This is a genomic window from Paraburkholderia sp. BL21I4N1 (assembly GCF_002973525.1).
Lineage (GTDB): Bacteria > Pseudomonadota > Gammaproteobacteria > Burkholderiales > Burkholderiaceae > Paraburkholderia.
Map to the genome: position 1 here is coordinate 93,479 of NZ_PVEN01000015.1, position 21,389 is coordinate 114,867.

Consider the following 21,389-nt stretch of genomic DNA (forward strand, 5'->3'; position numbering starts at 1 on the left):
CTGCGTCAAAACGGCGCGGAGGCTTGTCGCACCGGGCTTTTGGGCCATTTGGCCCTTGCTTGTGGATGCTATGGATCGCGCCTATAATGCGTCAGTTTGTCGCCCGGAGTCCCCACATTTGGGGCGGCAGGCCGGAGGCAAAGTACTGCATGATGAGGAGACTCGGTTGTGATCGGGCGGCGGGTTCAAAGGTCCGCGCCACATGACCGAAAGCGGCGATTCGCAGGAGGCAGCGATGGAAGCATCAGATCTGCTGGCGGATTCAGAACCAGTCCTCAAAGACTGGACCATGAAACGCAACTGTTCGATATCGCCGCGGCAGTTCGTCGGTTTCTACGTGTCGCTTGCGTTGTTCTCGTTGGCAATTGCTTTCATGCTGGTTCTAGTCGGCGCCTGGCTGGTGTTGCCGTTCACCGGTATCGAATTGCTGGCGGTGGGTATCGCGTTTGCCATATACGCGCGTCATGCTGTGGATTACGAGCGCATCCGGTTGTTTCCGAACCGGCTCGTGATCGAGCAGGTCAGCGCGGAGAAGCTTACGCAGTTCGAATTCAATCCGCGCTGGGTGCGGATCGAGCCGGGCGCAACGCCGCGTGACCAGATCAAACTGGTCTCGCGTGGCCAGACGATCATGATCGGGCAACATCTCGCGCAGTATCGGCGCGCGCAGTTCGCAGGTGAATTGCGTATGTGGCTCACGCGTTGTTAGACGCGTTGAGACGCGCGGCGTTCAAGGGGAGCGCGAGGCAGCCTGTCGGTGGGGTCGAGGGTTTGAATGGAAAATTTGGGTAAGGAAGCTATGAAAACAATCAAGCGAGCCCTCATGGGCGTGCTGGCGATGAGCGGACTGCTTTTCGCCGGTGCCGCCCTGGCAGTGGGCGATGTTCCGGGCGGCCCTGCCGTCAACGAGATCAATCTCCAGCCGCCTGCGACCAAAATCGCTGAGGAGCTTTTCAGCCTCCACATGTTCATGCTGGTTCTGTGCCTTGTCATCTTCGTCGGCGTGTTCGGCGTGATGTTCTATTCGATCTTTGCGCATCGCAAATCGAAAGGGCACAAGGCTTCGAACTTCCACGAAAGCACCACCGTCGAAATCATCTGGACGATCGTGCCGTTCGTCATCGTCGTGCTGATGGCCCTGCCGGCCACCAAGACCGTCGTCGCGATGAAAGACACCACGAACGCCGACCTTACCGTCAAGGTCACCGGCTATCAGTGGAAATGGGGCTACGACTACGTGAAGGGCCCGGGCGAAGGCATCAACTTCCTGTCCACGCTGGCCACGCCGCGTGCGGAAACCGACGGCCGCCAGCCGATTTCCACCACCTACCTGCAGGAAGTCGACAATCCGCTGGTTGTCCCGGTCGACAAGAAAATCCGCATCATCACCACCGCGAACGACGTGGTCCACTCCTGGTACGTGCCGGCTTTCGGCGTGAAGCAGGACGCGATTCCGGGGTTCGTGCGCGACACGTGGTTCAAGGCTGACAAGACCGGCACGTTCCGCGGCTTCTGTACCGAACTGTGCGGCAAGGAACACGCGTTCATGCCGGTGGTGGTCGAAGTGCTGTCCGCCGACGACTACGCGAAGTGGGTCGAAACGCAGAAAGCGAAAATGGCCGCGAGCCAGGACGACCCGAACAAGACCTACACGATGGCCGAGCTGATGGAACGCGGCGGCAAGGTGTACACGGCGAATTGCGCGGTCTGCCACCAGCCGAACGGCAAGGGCGCGGGCGCATTCCCGGCGCTCGACGGCAGCAAGATCGCCAACGGCCCGATCGCCGAGCACGTCAGCCTGGTACTGAAGGGCAAGAACGCCATGCCTTCGTGGGCGCCGACGCTGAACGACGTCGAAATCGCTTCGGTGATCACGTACGAACGTAACTCGTGGGGCAACCACACCGGCGACATTCTCCAGCCGAAGCAGATTCTGGACGCCCGTAACGGCAAGCTGCCGGAAGGTGGCAACCATCTGGCCGACGCGGGTGGGGCGGGTGGGGCGGGTGCGGCGGCAAGCGGCGCGGAAGCGGCTTCGGGCGCGGCGGCAGCGTCAGGCGCCTCGGGCGCGGACGCGGCTGCGGCCGGCTCGGACAGCGCGGCGGGCACGCAAGCGGCGCTGCCGGCCAGCATCTACTTCGACACCGGCAAGAGCACGCTGCCGGCCGACGCGAAAGCGGCGGTCGACGCGGCCGCGGCCTACGCGAAGACGCATCCGGACGCGAAATTCACGCTGTCGGGCTTCACCGACGCAACCGGCTCCGCCGACGTCAACGCGAAGCTCGCGAAGACGCGCGCCGAAGCCGTGCGCGACGCACTGAAAGCAGCCGGCATTGCCGAAGACCATATTATTTTAAAGAAGCCGGAAACGATCACGGGCGGCAGCGACGCGAAAGAAGCCCGGCGTGTTCAGATCAGCCCGGCCGCCTGACGTGTTCATGGTCAGCACCGCAGTATTCGCATTAGGAGATTGTCATGTCTAGCATCGGACACGATGTAACCGCGGGCCACGAGCACGTACACGGCGACCACGCCCACGAAACGCCGCATGGCTGGCGTCGTTGGCTGTTCGCAACCAATCACAAGGACATCGGTACGCTGTACCTGATCTTCTCGTTCACCATGTTCCTCTCCGGGGGCGTGATGGCGCTGATGATACGTGCCGAACTGTTTGAACCGGGCCTGCAGATCATGCGCCCCGAGTTCTTCAATCAGCTGACCACCATGCACGGCCTGATCATGGTGTTCGGCGCGATCATGCCGGCCTTCGTCGGCTTCGCGAACTGGATGATTCCGCTGCAGATCGGCGCGTCGGACATGGCGTTCGCGCGCATGAATAACTTCAGCTTCTGGCTGCTGCCGGTGGCCGCCGTGCTGCTGGTCGGTTCGTTCTTCGCACCGGGCGGCGCGACCGCCGCGGGCTGGACGCTGTATGCACCGCTCTCCACGCAAATGGGCCCCGGCATGGACTTCGCGATTTTCGCGGTCCACCTGATGGGTGCTTCGTCGATCATGGGCGGGATCAACATCGTCGTGACGATCCTGAACATGCGCGCACCCGGCCTCACGCTGATGAAGATGCCGATGTTCGTCTGGACGTGGTTGATCACCGCGTACCTGCTGATCGCCGTGATGCCGGTTCTGGCCGGCGCGATCACCATGGTGCTGTTCGATCGCCACTTCGGCACGTCGTTCTTCAACGCGGCGGGCGGCGGCGACCCGGTCATGTACCAGCACATCTTCTGGTTCTTCGGGCACCCCGAGGTGTACATCATGATCTTGCCGGCGTTCGGGATCGTGTCGCAGGTGATCCCGGCGTTCTCGCGCAAGCCGTTGTTCGGCTATAGCTCGATGGTGTATGCAACGTCGTCGATCGCGATTCTGTCGTTCATGGTCTGGGCGCACCACATGTTCGCCACCGGCATGCCGGTGACGGGCCAGTTGTTCTTCATGTACGCGACGATGCTGATCGCCGTGCCGACCGGCGTGAAGGTGTTCAATTGGGTCGCGACGATGTGGCGCGGTTCGTTGAGCTTCGAAACGCCCATGCTGTTCGCGGTCGGCTTCCTGATCGTGTTCACGTTCGGCGGTCTGTCGGGTCTGATGCTGGCCATGGCGCCGCTCGACATCCAGTATCACGGGACTTATTTCGTGGTGGCGCACTTCCACTATGTGCTAGTGGCGGGGTCGCTCTTCGCGCTGTTCTCAGGGTGGTACTACTGGGCGCCGAAGTGGACCGGTTGGATGTACAACGAAACGCGCGGCAAGATCCACTTCTGGGCGTCGATGTTCTTCTTCAACCTCGCGTTCCTGCCGATGCACTTCGTCGGCCTGGCTGGCATGCCGCGTCGTTACGCCGACTACCCGGCCCAGTTCACCGACTGGAACCAGGTCATCTCGATCGGCGCGTTCGGCTTCGGTCTGGCGCAGGTCTACTTCCTGTTCGCGGTTGCACTGCCGGCCTACCGTGGTGGCGGTGAACTCGAAAAGGCGAGCGACAAGCCGTGGGACGGCGCAACGGGCCTCGAATGGACCGTGCCGAGCCCGGCTCCGTTCCACACGTTCGAACACCCGCCGACAGTCGAGTAATCGGCAGTGGGGGAGGCAACCGGTTCCGGCTGCGGCGCGAGTTGCCGCCAGCGGAATCGGGGCAGCGGCTCAGGCAGCTGCCACCCGGCGGTCACAAAAGTATTCAGAAAATCGAGCATGACGCGCAATCCACAGGAAAGACGGTCGCCGGAGCAGATTCGCGCGGGCAACAGGCGGATAGGTTGGGTGATGTTCGTCATCGCGGCGGTCTTTTTCGCGAGCGTCATCATCAAGCAGCGGTTCTTCACCTGACACAGCCGTTGCCGTCTGTTCGCAGGTTTGTTGAGGATTGAGATGTCGACGCAACCGCCGGCTCAGGCCGATCGCTCTTTTAACCGTTCGATGCTGATCAAGCTGTTCGTCGTCGCGTTGATGATGTTCGGTTTCGGTTTCGCGCTGGTACCCATGTACCGCGCGATCTGCCAGATCACCGGCATCAACAACCTCGTGCGGCGTGATGCCACGGCGCGCGAGGCGAAGAACACGCAGGTCGACATGAGCCGCACGATTTCGATCGAGTTCGATGCGAACGCGCGCGGTCCGCTGGGTTTTAAGCCGGAGCAACGCAGTCTCGACGTCCATCCGGGCGAAGTGACCACCGTGATGTACGAGGTCAGCAACGAACAGGCGCGCACGATTCAGGCGCAAGCCATTCCGAGCTACGCACCGAAGCAGGCGACCGAGTACTTCAAGAAGATCGAATGTTTTTGCTTTACGCAGCAGACGTTGACGGCGAATCAGACGAAACGGATGCCGGTGGTGTTCGTGGTCGATCCGAAGTTGCCGAAAGACGTGAAGACGATCACGTTGTCGTACACGTTTTTTGAATTGAACACGCCGACCGCGGCGACGGCCGGAAGCGCAACATCCACGGCCGACACGGCTAACACGGCGGCAACCACCGCCAATCCCGCCTGACGGGTTACCCCCCGCCCAGGCGAAGGAAACCGGGACAAGATGAGCGATAACGGCAGCGCCCCGCGCAAGAGTAGTTTTGGTCAGTCGATGCGTGCCGTGTTCTGGTCGTTTTTCGGTGTGCGCAAGCGTCGCGATCTGGAAGCCGATGCTACGCAGTTGAATCCGCTGCATGTGATCGCGGCGGCGCTGATCTGCGCGGCTATTTTCATCGGCGTGCTGATTCTGGTCGTGCGCGCGGTGGTGGGCTGAGGCGATCGGACGCAGCGGTAGTAAAGGGCGCAGCGGGGCCCACGAATTAGAGTGAAGCGGTGCGGTATCGACGCGCCGCCGAAGATACAGCCGGAGATTCCGGAACAACTGGACTGAAGTGGAGAATCAAGAATGAGCGGTCAAAACGAGAGCCCGTACTATTTCGTACCGCATCCGTCGCGGCATCCGATCAGCGCCGCTGCCGGGTTGCTGGTCATGCTCGGATCGCTTGCGGCCTGGATCAACGACCATGACTGGGCGCCGATCGGCGTGGTGGTCGGCCTGTTGTGGCTGCTCTTTACGCTGTGGCACTGGTTCGGCGACGCGATCGCGGAATCGGAAGGCGGCATGTACGGCAAGAATGTCGACAAGTCGTACCGCTGGAGCATGAGCTGGTTCATCTTCTCCGAAGTGATGTTCTTTGGTGCGTTCTTCGGCGCGTTGTTCTATGCGCGTGAAATTGCGCTGCATCAACTGGGCAGCCTCGACTACAAGCTAATCTGGCCGGACTTTTCGGCGGTGTGGCCGAACAACGGTCCGGCAGCGCTGGTCTCGACCTTCAAGTCGATGCAGCCGTGGCCGGTGCCGACCATCAATACCGCGCTGCTGCTGTCGTCGGGCGCGACGTTGACGGTTTCTCACCACGCGCTGCGTGAAGATCATCGCAAGAAGGCCATCATCTGGCTGGCGGCTACGCTGGTGCTCGGCGTCTGCTTCCTGTTCCTGCAAGCCTTCGAGTACTTCCACGCGTACAACGAACTGAATCTGACGCTGTCGTCGGGCGTGTATGGTTCGACCTTCTTCCTGCTGACGGGCTTTCACGGTTTCCACGTGTTCCTCGGCGGCACGATGCTGGCGGTGGTGCTGGTGCGGTTGATTCGCGGCCACTTCACGGCGGAGCATCACTTTGCGTTCGAAGGCGCGGCGTGGTACTGGCACTTCGTGGACGTTGTGTGGCTCGGGCTGTACGTCGTCGTGTACTGGCTGTAAGCAGGCGGTCTGGCAGTCTGGCCTGCGCCGACCGGGAACCCGGAATGTGTGCAGGCCGTTCGCGTGACGTTCTTCAGGACGTGGCGCACGAGCAGTATGCAAGCACGTAAGGAGCGCCGCCCTCGACCCTGTCAGGGCGGCGTTTTGTTTGGCGGCGTGGGAAGCTTGATAACGTCCCGCCGGGCTCAGCGCCCGTAGGGAATACCGGTCGACTGAATCCAGCCCATCCAGTGAGCGAACAGGATGAACAGGAACAACGAGATCGACAGGCCCACCCGCGTGGCGAGCGACCAGACCATCCGCTTGGTTTTGCCCTTGTCATGCATCATGAAATACAGCGCCGACACCATGCTGGCGATGATAAGGACGAAGGCGATGGGAACGAGAATGTGCATGGAACCAACTGAAACCCGAAAGCGCAGAGGCGAGACATTTATTATCGCACCGCGCGCCGGCGTTTGCCGTAGCGTCCGGGCGGCGCCGCGCGCGGTGACAAAGCGGGGCGGCCGATGAAGTTCCGCCTGATTCCCGCGCTGCTGATTCTGCTGGTGATCGTGGTAACGGTGCGGCTCGGCTTCTGGCAGCGCGATCGCGCGCACCAGAAGGAAGCGCTCGAGGCGCACATCTCGCAGTTCGAGAACGCGCCTGCGCAGACGCTGAACAGTGCGCCGCTTGCATTGAAGGACATCGAATTTCATCGGGTGAAAGCGCGCGGCAGTTTCGTCGCGGACAAGGTCGTCTACCTCGATAATCGTCCGTATAACGATCAGCCGGGCTTTTACGTCGTGATGCCTTTTAAACTGGCCGACGGCGGCGGCTACGTGCTGGTCAATCGCGGCTGGTTGCCGCGCAACATGAACAATCGCGAAACCATCGCGCCGTACAGTACGCCGCAGGGCGAGATCGAGATCGAAGGCATTGCGCGGGCCGACGCCACGCGCGCATTCGAGCTGGGGCAGGGCGGCTCGGCCGAGCATCAGTTGATCCGTCAGAATCTCGACACGGCCGCGTATGCCGCTGAAACCGGCTTGCCGCTGCAACCGTTCGTGATCCAGCAACTAAGCGACGACGGCGACAAGCTGGTGCGCGATTGGCCCGCGCCGGACAATGGCGTCGAGCGCAACTACGGCTATATGTTCCAGTGGTGGGGCATGGCCGCCGCCGCGCTGGTGTTCGGTCTGTATGCCGCGCGCCGGGCGGGCAAAAAAGCGCCGGTGTCCGGCGTATAACGCAAGCACAGCACATGCGGTTTCGCGCCAGCTCGCCAGGGCACGACGCGACCGCGCAATCATTGAAGTGAGGTCCCGTAGTGTCGACGCAATCTCCCCGTACGCCGCAAGCCGGCAAACCCGCCACGCCGAAAGCGATGCCAGGCCAACCCAACGGCAAGGGCTCATGGAAGCGTGGCCGATGGGTCTTGCTGCTGCTGGCGCTGATCTGCGCGGCGCCGATCGCCGTGTCGTACTTCACCTATTACGTGATCAAGCCGGCCGGCGGCAAAACGAACTACGGCACGCTGGTCGAGCCGCAGCGCCCGATCCCCGAATCGCTGGTGGTCACCGGTGAAGACGGCAAGCCGCTCAAGCTGGCCACGCTGCGCGGCAAGTGGCTGATGATTTCGGTCGACAACAGCGCGTGCGACAAAAACTGCGTCACGAAGCTCTACTTCATGCGACAAATCCGCACAGCCCAGGGCCCGGAACGCGAGCGCGTCGTGCAAGTGTGGCTGCGCACCGATGCAGGCAATGTCGGTGACGTGATACAAAAGGCGTATCCCGACACCGACATGCTGATCGCCGATCCGGCTCAGGTGTCTGCCTGGCTGCCGAGCGACACCGGCACCCAGGTCACCGACCACATTTATCTGGTCGATCCGAACGGCAATCTGATGATGCGTTTCCCGAAAGATCCGAACCCGAGCAAGATCAAGGGCGACGTGACCAAGCTGCTCAAATGGTCGACCATCGGCTGATGTCGCAACCAGGGTAAGAGAGATGTTCGTACTGCAATTGGCCCTGATCGGCTTGTGTATCGCGTTGTTGCCGCTGTCCTACGTGTGGGTCAAGGCCGACGACAACAAATTCCGCAAGCTGGTCTGGCTCACCACTTTCCTGACGCTCGATCTGGTGATGTTCGGTGGCTTCACGCGCCTTACCGATTCCGGCCTCGGCTGTCCCGACTGGCCGGGGTGCTACGGCACGTCGTCGCCGTTTATCGCGCATGCGGCGATCAGCGCGGCGCATCGGTTGATGCCCACCGGGCCGGTCAGCCTGACGAAGGCCTGGATCGAGATGATCCACCGTTACTTCGCCATGGCGATCGGCGTGCTTATCATCGCGCAGACCATCATTGCGTGGACCGCGCGCATCAAGCGCCGTCCGCTGCATGTGTCGCCGTGGTGGCCGACTTCTCTACTGCTGCTGATCCTCGTGCAGGGCGCGTTCGGCGCATGGACCGTGACGATGAAGCTGCAACCGATCATCGTGACCACGCACCTGCTGCTCGGTCTCGCGTTGCTCGGCACGCTCGGCTGGCTGGCGGCGCGGCAAACGCCGCTGCCCGCCTACGAGCCCGAAGCCGCGCGCTGGCGCGTCGCGGCGCTCGCCGGCCTCGTGTTGCTTGTGGCGCAGATCGCGTTGGGCGGCTGGGTCAGCACGAACTACGCGGTGCTCGCCTGTACCGACTTCCCGACCTGCAACGGCCAATGGGTCCCGCCGATGGACTTCGCGCACGGCTTCCACTTGTGGCGCGCGCTCGGCATGACCGGTGACGGCGAAATGATCACGCAGGACGCGTTGGTGGCGATCCACTGGACGCATCGCACGTTTGCGATCGTGCTGGTCGCGTATCTGGTCTGGTTCGCGCTGAAATTGCGCCGTTTCGAGTCGCTGCGACGGCCGGCGAATGGCGTGCTGCTGGTGGTGTTGATTCAGTTCATCACGGGTTTGTCGAACATCGTTCTGCAGTGGCCGTTGCCCATTGCAGTGGCGCATAACGGGGGGGCCGCGATCCTGCTGCTTCTGCTCGTTATGTTAAACTTTCGGATCGCTTATAGCCGTCCCGGCCGCGCCGCGCTTCCCGCGCGCGATGCCGCGCCAGCGTGACTCCACATGGACAGCACAACACTCTCCCAAACGCCCGGTGGCCGGGTCTCCCAGTATCTCGCCCTGACGAAGCCGCGCGTCACGCAACTCGCCGTGTTCTGCGCCGTCATCGGTATGTTTCTGTCAACGCCCGGCATGGTGCCGTGGACCAAGCTGATCGGCGGCACCGTCGGCATCTGGCTGCTGGCCGGCGCGGCGTTCGCGATCAACTGCCTCGTCGAACAGAAAATCGACGCGAAGATGCGACGCACGTCGTGGCGTCCGTCGGCCCGCGGCGAAATCACCACCACGCAAATTCTGTCGTTCTCCGCCGTGCTCGGCGGTCTCGGCATGTGGACGCTCTACACGTTCGCCAATCCGCTGACCATGTGGCTCACGCTGGCCACGTTCGTCGGCTATGCGGTGATCTATACGCTGTTGCTCAAGCCGGCCACGCCGCAGAACATCGTGATCGGCGGCGCCTCGGGCGCCATGCCGCCGGCGCTCGGTTGGGCTGCGGTCACGGGTCACGTGCCGGGCGACGCGTGGATTCTGGTGCTGATCATTTTCGTGTGGACGCCGCCGCATTTCTGGGCGCTAGCGCTGTATCGCCGCAAAGACTACGAAAACGCCGGCCTGCCGATGCTGCCGAACACGCACGGTGAGCAGTACACGCGCCTGCATATTCTGCTGTACTCGGTAATCCTGTTCGCGGTCACGATGATGCCGTTCATCTCCGGCATGAGCGGCGTGGTGTATCTCGCGGCCGCCGTGCTGCTCGGCGCCCTGTTCCTTGCGTACGCCTGGAAGATCTACCGCGAGTACTCGGACGATCTCGCGCGCAAGATGTTCCGTTATTCGATCGTCTATCTGTCGCTGCTGTTCGCCGCGCTGCTGATCGACCACTATGCGCGCGTCCTGATCGGCGCGTAACACTACATCATGTTCAAGAACCGCTTCGCACGCAGCGCGCGTGCCGCTGTGATGGCTTGCGCGCTCGGCGCCGCGTTGATCGCCGCAGGCTGTGGCAAACAGCCGCCGGCGTTCACGAATCTCGACATCACCGGTAATACGCAATTCGGCAGCAACTTTTCGTTGCCCGACACGTCCGGCCAGGTTCGCACCATGGCGGACTACAAGGGCAAAGTGGTGGTGCTGTTCTTCGGCTACACGCATTGCCCGGACGTTTGCCCGACCACCATGGCCGAGCTTTCGCAGGCGCTGCAGCAACTCGGACCGGACGCCGCGAAGCGCGTGCAGGTGCTGTTCGTCACCGTCGATCCCGATCGCGATACGCCGGCGTTGCTGGCGCAATATGTGCCGGCGTTCAACCCGACGTTCGTCGGCTTGCGTCCGGCGGATCAGGCGCAACTCACCAAGATCACGAAAGACTTCCGCGTCTACTACGCGAAAGTGCCGGGCAAGACGCCGGACAGCTACACGATGGATCACACGGCCGCGAGCTATGTGTTCGATACGGACGGCAAGCTGCGTCTGTTCGCGCGCGACGGCCAGGGCGCAACGCCTTGGGTACACGATATCAAGCTGCTGCTCGATTAATGCCGCGATGGAAGCGGGCGCATGCCTGAAGCATGTGCCCGGTTTCGACTCGGCTCCATGATTGAATTCGCGTCACGTCATCAGACTTCAGCGCCTCGATTCCCGCAGCCTCGACCCGGCTCGCTTCATTCCTTCCGCCAGACCGCTCAAGTCGGCATCGGCAAATTCAAACCCGGCGCCAGCCGCGTCGCCTTGAACTCCGTCACCTCGTAGCGTGCGATCTGCTGCACCGCGAACGGGTCGCTGGAAAGAATCGCATCCAGTTTTTCACGCTCGACGCCCACCGCCAGAATGATGCCGCCGTCGCGTGGCACCTTCGGCCCGGCCGCGACGAACACGCCTGCTTCGAACTGCGTTGTCAGAAATGCGCGATGCGCGTCGAGCACGTCGTCGACGCGTTCGAGCGATGCGATATAGCTCAGGTTGATGACGTACATGATGGTTCTCTTTTCTGCCAGCCGTCGATTATCGGTCAGCGGACGACTTATTGCGCGCGATCAACTCGGCCGCGTGCGACACCGTGAAGCAATCGGTTTCCTTACAACATGCCTCAAGTTGGCTGCCTGCCATGCCGTTATCAATGAAGCAATCGTTTGCGGGCAGTCACGGTGATGAACCACGCGCCCGCATTCGCAAGCTGAAGCAAGCTGAAAACGGATCACACGAGAGAGACCATAACAATGAGCAGGATGAGTTTGAATCGCAAACTGTGGCTGTCGCTCGCACTTGTCTGGCTGGGTTTGCTCGGCGTCGGGCTATGGAGCGCGGTCGAAACGCGTAGCACGATGCTGGCCGAGCGCAAGGCGGGCATGGTGAATCTCGTCGACGCGGCGCAAGGCGTCGTGAACGGCTATTACACGCTGTCGCAGGGCGGCAAGATGAGCGAGGCCGACGCGCAGCGCGAAGCGCTCGCCCGTCTCGCGACCATGCGCTACGGCGACTCCGGCTATCTGTTCGTGATGGATTCGAAGCCGGTCGTGCTGATGCACCCGACGCTGCCGCAAATGACCGGCAAACCCGTCGGCGATTTCAAGGACCCGGACGGCAAGCTGCTGTACGTCGCGATCGTCGACGCGGCCAAGGCAAGCGGCCGCGGCTTCGCCGAATATCGCGGACGTCTGCCGCACAGCGAAACGGCGGTGCCGAAGATCAGCTACGTGGTGCGTTTCGCGCCGTGGGACTGGAACATCACGAGCGGCGTGTTCATCAAGGATATCGACACCGTCTACTACGAGACCCTGGCGTTGCACCTGGCCGTCGTGCTGGTGATCGGCGCGATCATCACGCTCGCCATGCTGCTGATTATCCGCAACGTACGTGCGAGCCTCGGCGGCGAGCCGGATCAGGCGGCGCGGATCGCGGCGAGTATCGCGCAAGGCGATCTGACGCAGGTCGTCGACGTGCGTCCGCAAGACACGACCAGCATGATGGCGGCGATGCACGGCATGCAGGACCGCTTGCAACGGACCATCGGCGAGATTCGTCGTTCGTCGGAGTCGATCGCCTCGGCGACGCAGCAGATTGCCGCCGGCAATAACGATCTGTCGCAGCGCACCGAGCAGCAGGCGGCGTCGTTGCAGGAAACGGCGGCGAGCATGGAAGAGCTGACCGCGACGGTCAAGCAGAACGCCGACAACGCGCGGCAGGCGAGCGGGCTCGCGCACAACGCGTCCGAAATCGCGACCCGCGGCAACGACGTGGTAAGCCGCGTAATCGGCACGATGGGCGAGATCAACGACAGCTCGCGGCAGATCGCGGACATCATCGGCGTGATCGAGGGGATTGCGTTTCAGACCAACATTCTCGCGTTGAATGCGGCGGTGGAAGCCGCGCGCGCCGGCGAACAGGGGCGTGGTTTCGCGGTCGTCGCGGGCGAAGTGCGCAGCCTCGCGCAGCGCTCCGGCACGGCGGCCAAGGAGATCAAGCAGTTGATCGGCGCGTCGGTGGAGCGCGTGCATAACGGCTCGACGCTGGTGCAGCAGGCCGGCACGACGATGGGCGAGATTCTGCAGGCCGTGCAGCGCGTGACCGACATCATGGGCGAAATCGCGGCGGCGTCCGAGGAGCAGAGCACGGGCATCGCGCAGGTCGGCCGTGCTGTCACGCAGATGGATGAAGTCACGCAGCAGAACGCGGCGCTGGTCGAGCAGGCTGCGGCGGCCGCCGCTTCGTTGCAGGATCAGGCGGGGCGGTTGCGCGATACGGTGAGCGCGTTTCGGGTGAATGGCGGGGCAGCGGTGGCGGGCACGACATCGGCTGCGACGCGACCGGCGGCGGTCACCTCGCGCGACGTTAAACCGGCAGCGGCGCAAAGCGCTTCGAAGCGGATCAGTAACGCAAAGGCTTCGACGCGGACTCACGCGTCGGCAGCGGCATCGGTGCAAGTGGAACCGATGCTGTCGGCATCGGCCTCCAGCGTATTGAATGCGACAGCAGCAAGCGCGAAGCCTGCAGCGAACGCCCGGCCAACACCAGCGCCGATGCGCGTCTCCGCCGAACCGGCAAAGACCGCCTCGTCCGACGAAGACTGGACCACGTTCTAATGTAGCCCAACGCTGCCGCTGCCGATGCATACCTATATGCCATCGTGATATTTCCCATCTCGCCGGGCGTATGAGACCATTTACGGTCCAGTTGGCGCCGCACTGCCAAAAGCAGCACGCGCGCCAACTTTCACCCGAATCTGACACCGATCAGAGCGTCGATCAGCCCACCTGATCGACTGGAACCAGCGAGAATCAAATGCAGCGCAGAAACATCCTCAAAGCCCTCTCCGCAGTGATCGCCGGCGCGGCGATCGTGACCAGCGCCGGCGCCCATGCCGACGACAAAGTCATCAAGGTCGGCACCATCGGCGGCCCGGACGCGCAAATCTGGGAAGTGGTCACCAAAGTCGCGAAGCGCGAAGGCCTCAACGTGAAGGTCGTCGAATTCAACGACTACGTGCAGCCGAACGCCGCACTCGACGCGGGCGACCTGGACGCGAACAGCTTCCAGCATCAGCCGTACCTCGATAGCCAGGTGAAGCAACGCGGCTACAAGATCGTCAACGCCGGTCTCACGTACATCTCGCCGCTCGGCATCTATTCGAAGAAGCTGAAGTCGGTGAAGGATCTGCCGCAAGGCGCGAAGGTCGCGGTGCCGAACGACCCGTCGAACGAAAATCGCGCGCTGCTGTTGCTGCAAGCGCAAGGCGTGATCAAGCTGAAGGCCGGCGCGGGTACCAACGGCAATAACGCCACGCCGCTCGACGTCGCCGAGAATTCGAAGAAGATCAAGCTCATCGAACTCGACGCCGCGCAATTGCCGCGTTCGCTGTCGGACGTCGACGCCGCCGCGATCAACACGAACTTCGCGCTGGCCGCCGGCCTGCAGCCGACCAAAGACGCGATCGCGCTCGAGGACATCCACAGCCCGTACGCGAACCTGATCGCCGTGCGTGCGCAGGACAAGGACAAGCCGTGGGTGAAGAAGCTGGTCGCTGCGTATCAGTCGGAAGACGTGCGCCAGTTCATCAAGACGCAGTTCAAGGGTTCGGTGGTGCCGTCGTTCTAAGCGGCTGACTCACCATGGCGGGTGCGCGCTGACACGGCGCCGCCCGCCAACTCGCTTCTACAAGCCCAACTCCCATCGCTCGATCGTCAGATCCTTGCCGAAGCGGCGCTCCGGCGCTGTGCCGGCGAGCGTAAAACCGGCGCGCTCACACAGGCGCCGTGGCTCGGCAAGCGAAAGCGCCGTGGTCAGCGTGAGCTTCGTGTAGCCCGCGCGCCGCGCGAAACGCACGCATTCGCCGATCAACTGCGTGCCGATGCCGAGCCGCTGCAAATCCGGCTCGACCCACAAAAGCCGCACGCCCGCCACCGTCGTCGACACCCCGACGATGCACACCGAACCGACCACCACGCCTTCCTGATCGGCGACCCAGCACATCTCGCGCAGCGGATCGCCGCGTTGCGTGTAATCCGCGACGACTCGCGCCAGCAGTCCCTCGAACGATCGATCCCAGCCGTATTGCGCCGCAAACCACTGTGCCTGCCGATGCACGAGCCAGCCGCATTCGCCGGGCCGTGGCTGCCGCAGCAGCACGAGTTCGTGCGATGGCTGGGCGCGCAACAGCCGTTCGATCAGCTTCATCGCACCGATCAACTGTTCCTGCGAGAGTGGCGTGAGACCTGCGAGCAGCGCCGATACTTCTTCGATCGCGGCGGTGTCGAGCGGCGCGTAGGCCGCGTGGCCGTTGTCGGTGAGGGCGATTAGCGACTGTCGCGCATCCGTATCCGACGGGCGCCGCGTAATCAGATTGCGTCGTTCGAAGCTGGTCAGCAGGCGGCTCAGATAGCCGCTATCGAGACCGAGCGCACGCCCGAGCACCGAGGCCGTTTGCGCACGTCCGCGCGAGAGTTCGTGCAGCACGCGCACTTCCGTCAGCGAAAACGCGCTCTTTGCCAGATGCTCATGCAGCGCGCCAATGTGCTGGGTGTAGAAGCGGTTGAAATGGCGGACGGCCTGAGCGCGCCGCAGCGCCTCGGAATCGGTCAAATGCTGCTCCCCGGGGAATTTTTATGGCCTCGTATCCAGCACTATATTGGAACCTCACCCATTAAAAAAGCCGCGCCGACGCCGAGGTAGACGAACTGGTATCACACAGGTATCCACCGTGGTTTTCATCAGACCAGTTGCGGTCCGATGTGGGCTCCACCGGTACGCTTTCAGAAGGCTGAATACGGGTAAGTCCTGGGCGCCGGGACACCCCGTCCGGCACCTTGTCAAACCTCGCAAACGCTTGCTGTATAAGGCTCTCCAGTGGTTCGGACCAGACTGATACCAGTTGATTGACTGGTATTATGTTGGTTATATAATGGGCTCTCATTTTTCGTCGGCCGACTCCCCCACAACGGCCCCCGGAGCCCCATGGAAACTCGCTGGTCCGCATTGATGCCTGACGCTCGCAACGTCACGCCGCTCTATTTGCAGCTCGCGCGCAATCTGGCGACGGCGATCCATTGTGGCGTCTGGTCGGCGGGTGAAGCGCTGCCGTCGGAGCGCACGTTGTCGGACGCGATCGGCGTGTCGCGCATCACCGCGCGCAAGGCGATCGAACTGCTGGTCGAGCAAGGCTTGATCCGGCGTGCTCGCGGCGCGGGTAGCTTCATCACGCCGCGGGTCGAAGATCCGCTGTCGCGTCTCACCGGTTTCACCAAGAAGATGCAGCAACGTGGTTTCCGGCCGGATTCGGTGTGGCTCGAGCGCGATATCCGCGCCGCCAATCGGGACGAGCTGGTGCATCTGGGTCTGTCGCCCGGCGCGGCGGTGGCGAGCTTGCGGCGCCTGCGGCGTGCGGACGGCATCGTGATGGCGGTCGAGCATTCCGCGCTGCCGGCGTCGATCGTGCCCGACCCGCAAGCAATCGGCGTGTCGCTCTACGCGCACCTAGAACAACGCGGCCAGGCCGTGGTACGCGCGTTGCAGCACTTCCGTGCGGTCAACGCGTCGAGCGAGATCGCTTCGCTGATGGATATCGAACCGCGCTCGGCGCTGCTGGTCATTACCCGTATCGGCTATAGCGCGGACCAGCGCGCCATCGAACTGACCGACACCTATTGCCGCGACGATTACTACGACTTCGTCGCCGAGTTGCGAACCTGACTGGCTGATTTGCCGGCGGGCCGCGAGGCTCACCGGGCGACGCGGCGACACTACGCGCGATTCAGCCACACCCCGTATTACGCCTGACCAGAGAGACTCATGCTGACCGGAAACATACTCACCACCGATGGGTGGATTCACGGCACGCTCGAATACGAAAACGGCCGCATCACGGCACTGACCGGCGCCCGCGTCGATCCGTCGACCAACGACGCGCCGTACATCCTGCCCGGCTTCATCGATCTGCACGTGCATGGCGGCGGCGGTTCCGACGTGATGGAAGCCGGCGACGCGATCGAAGTGATTGCCCGTACGCATGCGCGCTACGGCACCACCAGCCTGCTCGCCACCACCATGACGGCGCCGCGCGACGAACTGATGAACGTGGTCGCCGGTCTCGGCAACAACGCGAAAGTCCGTACGCCGGGCGGCGCGCGCGTGCTCGGCGTGCATCTGGAAGGGCCGTACATCAACCCCGGCAAACTCGGCGCGCAACCGGACGCGGCGGTTTCCGCGGTGATGGAAGAAGTGCTGAAGTATCTGTCGATCGCGCCGATTCGCGTGGTGACGCTCGCGCCGGAAATTGCCGGCCACATGGAAATCATCTCCGCGATGGCGGCGCGCGGCGTGCGCGTGCAGCTCGGCCATTCGCTGGGCACCTACGACGACGCCGTCGCTGCGCTCAAGCACGGCGCCTGCGGCTTCACGCATCTGTTCAACGCGATGTCGCCGCTGCATCACCGCAATCCTGGCCTGGTCGGCGCCGCGCTCGCGCACGCCGAATTCGCCGAAATCATTCCCGATTTGCTGCACGTGCATCCGGGCGCGATCCGCGCCGCGCTGCGCGCGATTCCGCGTCTGTATGTGGTGACGGACAGCACCTCGGCCACCGGCATGCCCGACGGCGAATACCGCCTCGGCAGCCAGCACGTCACCAAGTGCCTCGGCGGCGTACGCCTTGCCGACGGCACGCTCGCCGGCAGCACGCTGACCATGGATCAGGCGCTGCGCAATCTCGTCTCGATCGGCTTGCCGATCGCCGATGTATCAAACCGTTTGTCGCGCTACGCCGCCGACTATCTCGGCATCGAAGACCGCGGCCGCATCGCGCGCGGCGCGTGGGCCGATGTGGTCGTGTTCGATCGTGAACTGGCGTTGACCGCGACTTACGTCGAAGGAGAAGCAATTGTCGAATATGCTTAAAGAGGCGTTGGCGTCCGCTGAAACGGTTGCCGCGCAACTCACGGATACCTCGCGCGTCGAGGCCTTGGCCACGAAGCTCGCGCAGCAGCCGCGTCACGTCGCGCTCACCGTCGCGCGCGGCAGTTCGGACCATGCGGCGAGCTACTTCGCCAGCCTGACCATGAGCCGCCTCGGCGTGCCGGTCGCGTCGCTGCCCATGTCGGTCGCGACGCTTCAGCAAGCGCCGCTGCAAGTGCGGGATCAGCTCGCGCTGGCTTTCTCGCAATCGGGCAAGAGCCCGGATCTGGTCGGCACGATGCAAGCGCTCCGCGCAGCCGGCGCGCTGACGGTAGCCGCCGTGAACGCACCCAGCTCGCCGTTGGCCGACGCGTGCGAATGGCATCTGCCGCTCGTCGCCGGTCCGGAGTTGAGTGTCGCGGCCACCAAGAGCTACATCGCGATGCTGTCGATCTCCGCGCAACTCGTCGCGCATTGGCAAAAAGACGCCGACCTGCTCGCCGCATTGAACACGCTGCCCGAGGCGCTGCAAACGGCGGGCAAGCTCGACTGGACTCAAGCCGTCGACGAATTGCGCGGCGTCGAACGCATGATCGTGATCGGCCGTGGTCTGGGTCTCGCGATCGCGCAGGAAGCCGCACTCAAGCTGAAGGAAACCTCCGGCATTCAGGCCGAAGCGTTTTCGAGCGCGGAAGTGCGTCATGGTCCGATGGAGCTGATCGACCGCGACTATCCGCTGCTGGTGTTCGCGCCGCGCGGACCCGAGCAAACGGGCCTGCTGCAACTCGCTCGCGACATGCGCGCGCGCGGCGCCAACGTGCTGCTCGCGGCGCCCGCCGACGTGGCGGAAGCCACGCTGCCGCTCGCGACCACCGCTCATGCGGCGCTCGATCCGATCGCCGCGATCCTGTCCTTTTACGTGATGGCCGCCGGCCTTGCCGCCGCGCGCGGGCGCAATCCCGATGCGCCGCGCCATCTCAACAAAGTCACCGAAACTCACTGACGAGAAATCAGATGCGACGTGTCGAGGAGTCCCGCTTGATGAGCCCCACTGCAGGCCATATTGTTTTGCTCGCGCCAATGACCGGTCCGGTCGTGCCGCTCGCGAAGGTGCCCGACCCTGTGTTTTCGGGCGGCATGTTCGGCGACGGCATTGGCGTCGATCCGCTCGAGGGGCGACTCGTCGCGCCGTGCGACGGCACCGTCACGCATCTCGCACGCACGGGCCATGCGGTCACGCTGGCCACCGCCGACGGCGCGGAGATCCTGCTGCATATCGGTATCGACACGGTCGAACTGAACGGCAAGGGCTTTGCGCCGATGGTCGCGCAAGGCGCCCACGTGCGTGCCGGCGACATCCTGATCGAGTTCGATCAGGACCAGGTCGCGCTTAACGCACCGAGCCTGGTGTCGGTGATCGCGATTGCCAATTCGGACGCGTTCGAAATCGTCGAGCGCGTGGAAGGCGGCATGCTGAAGGCCGGTGAAACGCCGCTGCTGGTGCTGCGTGCCCGCGACGGCGCCGTCGCCGAAGCGTCGCGCCAGGCGAGTGCCACGAATGTGACGGAAGAAGCGCGCCAGCAGGTCACGCTGGTTCACGCGGGTGGTTTGCATGCGCGTCCGGCGGCGCGTGCCCGTGAAGCGGCGCGCGGTTTCGACGCGCGGGTCGAAGTGCGTTACGAAGGGCGCAAGGCGGCGATCGAAAGCGTGGTCGGTTTGCTCGGTCTGGGTGCGGGCGAAGGCGCGACCGTCGAATTGCTCGGCGTCGGCCCGCAAGCCAAAGCCGCGATCGACGCGATCGCCCACGAATTGACGCGCGAAGCGCACGGCGAAGCCGAAGAAAAGCCCGCACGTCAAAGCTCGCCCGCGCCGCAGGCGGTCGTGCGTCCGGCGGGTGAGGCGCTCGCGCCGAATACGCTCGCGGGCGTGTGCGCCGCGCCGGGCGTCGCGGTCGGCAAGCTGGTGCGTTGGGACGACGCGGACATCGATCCGCCGGAGAAGGCGAACGGCACGTCGGCGGCGGAAAGCCGTCTGCTCGACAAGGCGATCGCCACCGTCGACGCGGACCTCGGTACGACCGTGCGCGATGCGTCGCAACGCGGCGCGGTGGGTGAAGCGGGCATTTTCGCGGTGCATCGCGTGTTGCTCGAAGATCCGACGCTGCTCGACGCGGCGCGCGATCTGATCAGCCTCGGCAAGAGCGCGGGTTTTGCGTGGCGCGACGCGATCCGCGCGCAGATCGCGATTCTGTCGAATATCGAAGACGCGTTGCTCGCCGAACGTGCCGCCGATCTGCGCGACATCGAAAAGCGCGTGCTGCGCGCACTGGGTTATACGAACGCAGCGGCACGTGTGCTGCCGGAAGAAGCCGTGCTCGCGGCCGAAGAATTCACGCCGTCGGATCTGTCGACGCTGGATCGCTCGCGCGTTACTGCGCTGGTCATGGCGCGCGGCGGTGCGACCTCGCACGCGGCGATTCTCGCGCGGCAGGCCGGGATTCCCGCGCTGGTTGCCGTGGGCGATGCCTTGCACGCGATTCCCGAAGGCACGCAAGTCGTGGTGAACGCCACCACCGGCCGGCTTGAATTCGCGCCGACCGAACTCGACGTGGAACGCGCGCGCACGGAACGCAGCCGCCTCGCTAACGTGCGCGAAGCGAACCGCCGCACGTCGCAGCAAGCCGCCGTGACCGCCGACGGCCGCGCGATCGAAGTGGCCGCGAACATCGCCACGCTGGACGACGCCAAAATCGCCGTCGACAACGGCGCCGATTCCGTCGGCCTGTTGCGCACCGAACTGCTGTTCATTCACCGCGCCGCGGCGCCGACCACGGACGAACACCGTCAAAGCTATCAGTCGATCGTCGACGCCTTGAGCGGGCGCACCGCGATCATTCGCACGCTCGACGTCGGCGCCGACAAGGAAGTCGATTACCTGACGTTGCCGCCCGAACCGAATCCGGCGCTCGGCCTGCGCGGCATTCGTCTCGCGCAAGTACGCCCGGATCTGCTCGACGACCAGTTGCGCGGTCTGCTGGCCGTGCAGCCGCTTGGCGCCGTGCGCATTCTGCTGCCGATGGTGACCGACGCGGGTGAACTGATCCGCATCCGCAAACGCATCGACGAATTTGCCCGCGAGTTGGGCCGCACCGAGCCGATCGAAGTCGGCGTGATGATCGAAGTGCCGTCGGCGGCCTTGCTGGCCGATCAGCTGTCGCAATACGCGGACTTCCTGTCTATCGGCACCAACGATCTGACGCAGTACACGCTCGCCATGGACCGCTGTCAGGCCGACCTCGCCGCACAAGCCGACGGCTTGCATCCGGCCGTGTTGCGCCTGATTGCGGCCACCGTGCAAGGCGCGGCAAAGCACGGCAAATGGGTCGGCGTGTGCGGTGCGCTCGCCGGCGATCCGGTGGCGATGCCGCTGCTCGTCGGCCTCGGCGTGACCGAACTGTCGGTCGATCCGGTGTCGGTGCCGGGCATCAAAGCGCGCGTGCGCAATCTCGATTATCAGTTGTGTCGCCAGCGCGCCCAGGATGCCTTGGCGCTCGAATCGGCACAGGCGGTAAGAGCAGTGAGCCGCGAAACCTGGCCGCTGGACTGAGCACCACACAGTCCGCAGCCGGCTTCGCACAACGAAGACGTGAAGCTA

21 protein-coding genes are annotated in these 21,389 nt (G+C 63.7%); 18 read left to right on the forward strand and 3 right to left on the reverse strand.

Annotated features, from left to right (window positions below):
* Positions 1-235 precede the first annotated feature (235 nt).
* From B0G83_RS29110 to B0G83_RS29135, 7 genes are all read left to right on the forward strand, one after another.
* Positions 236-709: a DUF2244 domain-containing protein gene (locus tag B0G83_RS29110; RefSeq protein ID WP_035562454.1), complete on the forward strand. Its 474-nt coding sequence runs from the start codon at positions 236-238 to the stop codon at positions 707-709.
* A 66-nt stretch (positions 710-775) separates the two neighbouring features.
* Positions 776-2,431, forward strand: a complete 1,656-nt coding sequence (gene coxB / locus B0G83_RS29115; protein WP_105510848.1) for a cytochrome c oxidase subunit II — start codon at positions 776-778, stop codon at positions 2,429-2,431.
* 44 nt (positions 2,432-2,475) lie between these two features.
* On the forward strand, positions 2,476-4,089 hold the full coding sequence (gene ctaD / locus B0G83_RS29120; RefSeq protein ID WP_105510849.1) for a cytochrome c oxidase subunit I: 1,614 nt from the start codon (positions 2,476-2,478) through the stop codon (positions 4,087-4,089).
* Between the two features lie 117 nt (positions 4,090-4,206).
* A complete protein-coding gene (locus B0G83_RS38930; protein WP_035553669.1) occupies positions 4,207-4,341 on the forward strand; it encodes a cytochrome oxidase small assembly protein in 135 nt (44 codons plus the stop codon).
* Positions 4,342-4,383: 42 nt separating this feature from the next.
* A complete protein-coding gene (locus tag B0G83_RS29125) occupies positions 4,384-5,007 on the forward strand; it encodes a cytochrome c oxidase assembly protein (RefSeq protein ID WP_105510850.1) in 624 nt (207 codons plus the stop codon).
* Positions 5,008-5,046: 39 nt separating this feature from the next.
* A complete protein-coding gene (locus B0G83_RS29130; RefSeq protein WP_105510851.1) occupies positions 5,047-5,256 on the forward strand; it encodes a DUF2970 domain-containing protein in 210 nt (69 codons plus the stop codon).
* A 132-nt stretch (positions 5,257-5,388) separates the two neighbouring features.
* Positions 5,389-6,246, forward strand: coding sequence for a cytochrome c oxidase subunit 3 (locus tag B0G83_RS29135; RefSeq protein ID WP_105510852.1), 858 nt, complete (start codon positions 5,389-5,391; stop codon positions 6,244-6,246).
* 185 nt (positions 6,247-6,431) lie between these two features.
* Here the strand turns inward: B0G83_RS29135 and B0G83_RS29140 are convergent, their stop codons facing one another.
* Entirely contained in the window at positions 6,432-6,641 is a 210-nt protein-coding gene (locus B0G83_RS29140; protein WP_007179452.1) for a twin transmembrane helix small protein, read from the reverse strand.
* Between the two features lie 114 nt (positions 6,642-6,755).
* Between B0G83_RS29140 and B0G83_RS29145 the strand changes: the two genes are divergently transcribed.
* From B0G83_RS29145 to B0G83_RS29165, 5 genes are all read left to right on the forward strand, one after another.
* On the forward strand, positions 6,756-7,475 hold the full coding sequence (locus B0G83_RS29145; RefSeq protein ID WP_105510853.1) for an SURF1 family protein: 720 nt from the start codon (positions 6,756-6,758) through the stop codon (positions 7,473-7,475).
* 80 nt (positions 7,476-7,555) lie between these two features.
* On the forward strand, positions 7,556-8,218 hold the full coding sequence (locus B0G83_RS29150) for a cytochrome C oxidase subunit I (protein WP_105510854.1): 663 nt from the start codon (positions 7,556-7,558) through the stop codon (positions 8,216-8,218).
* 22 nt (positions 8,219-8,240) lie between these two features.
* Positions 8,241-9,350 carry a heme A synthase gene (locus tag B0G83_RS29155; protein WP_105510855.1) on the forward strand — a complete coding sequence of 370 codons (1,110 nt, stop codon included), beginning with the start codon at positions 8,241-8,243 and terminating at the stop codon, positions 9,348-9,350.
* 6 nt (positions 9,351-9,356) lie between these two features.
* A complete protein-coding gene (gene cyoE / locus B0G83_RS29160; RefSeq protein ID WP_105510856.1) occupies positions 9,357-10,262 on the forward strand; it encodes a heme o synthase in 906 nt (301 codons plus the stop codon).
* Between the two features lie 9 nt (positions 10,263-10,271).
* Positions 10,272-10,889: an SCO family protein gene (locus B0G83_RS29165; RefSeq protein WP_105510857.1), complete on the forward strand. Its 618-nt coding sequence runs from the start codon at positions 10,272-10,274 to the stop codon at positions 10,887-10,889.
* 146 nt (positions 10,890-11,035) lie between these two features.
* Here the strand turns inward: B0G83_RS29165 and B0G83_RS29170 are convergent, their stop codons facing one another.
* Positions 11,036-11,326, reverse strand: a complete 291-nt coding sequence (locus tag B0G83_RS29170) for a YciI family protein (protein WP_105510858.1) — start codon at positions 11,324-11,326, stop codon at positions 11,036-11,038.
* Positions 11,327-11,569: 243 nt separating this feature from the next.
* Here B0G83_RS29170 and B0G83_RS29175 point away from each other — a divergent pair, with 243 nt between their 5' ends.
* Both B0G83_RS29175 and B0G83_RS29180 read left to right on the forward strand, forming a co-directional pair.
* A complete protein-coding gene (locus tag B0G83_RS29175; RefSeq protein ID WP_105510859.1) occupies positions 11,570-13,432 on the forward strand; it encodes a methyl-accepting chemotaxis protein in 1,863 nt (620 codons plus the stop codon).
* 199 nt (positions 13,433-13,631) lie between these two features.
* Positions 13,632-14,444, forward strand: a complete 813-nt coding sequence (locus tag B0G83_RS29180) for a MetQ/NlpA family ABC transporter substrate-binding protein (RefSeq protein ID WP_105510860.1) — start codon at positions 13,632-13,634, stop codon at positions 14,442-14,444.
* Between the two features lie 57 nt (positions 14,445-14,501).
* On the opposite strand, the gene B0G83_RS29185 is transcribed toward B0G83_RS29180, so the two are convergent.
* Positions 14,502-15,428, reverse strand: coding sequence for a bifunctional helix-turn-helix transcriptional regulator/GNAT family N-acetyltransferase (locus B0G83_RS29185; protein WP_105510861.1), 927 nt, complete (start codon positions 15,426-15,428; stop codon positions 14,502-14,504).
* Positions 15,429-15,800: 372 nt separating this feature from the next.
* Here B0G83_RS29185 and B0G83_RS29190 point away from each other — a divergent pair, with 372 nt between their 5' ends.
* From B0G83_RS29190 to ptsP, 4 genes are all read left to right on the forward strand, one after another.
* Positions 15,801-16,535, forward strand: a complete 735-nt coding sequence (locus B0G83_RS29190; RefSeq protein WP_105510862.1) for a GntR family transcriptional regulator — start codon at positions 15,801-15,803, stop codon at positions 16,533-16,535.
* A 99-nt stretch (positions 16,536-16,634) separates the two neighbouring features.
* Entirely contained in the window at positions 16,635-17,738 is a 1,104-nt protein-coding gene (gene nagA, locus B0G83_RS29195; protein WP_105510863.1) for an N-acetylglucosamine-6-phosphate deacetylase, read from the forward strand.
* Complete coding sequence (locus tag B0G83_RS29200; RefSeq protein WP_105510864.1) at positions 17,731-18,738, forward strand: SIS domain-containing protein; 1,008 nt, start codon at positions 17,731-17,733, stop codon at positions 18,736-18,738. The genes nagA and B0G83_RS29200 overlap by 8 nt, the downstream gene beginning before the upstream one ends.
* Before the next feature lie 38 nt (positions 18,739-18,776).
* A complete protein-coding gene (gene ptsP / locus B0G83_RS29205; protein WP_181157131.1) occupies positions 18,777-21,341 on the forward strand; it encodes a phosphoenolpyruvate--protein phosphotransferase in 2,565 nt (854 codons plus the stop codon).
* The last annotated feature ends 48 nt before the right edge of the window (positions 21,342-21,389 follow it).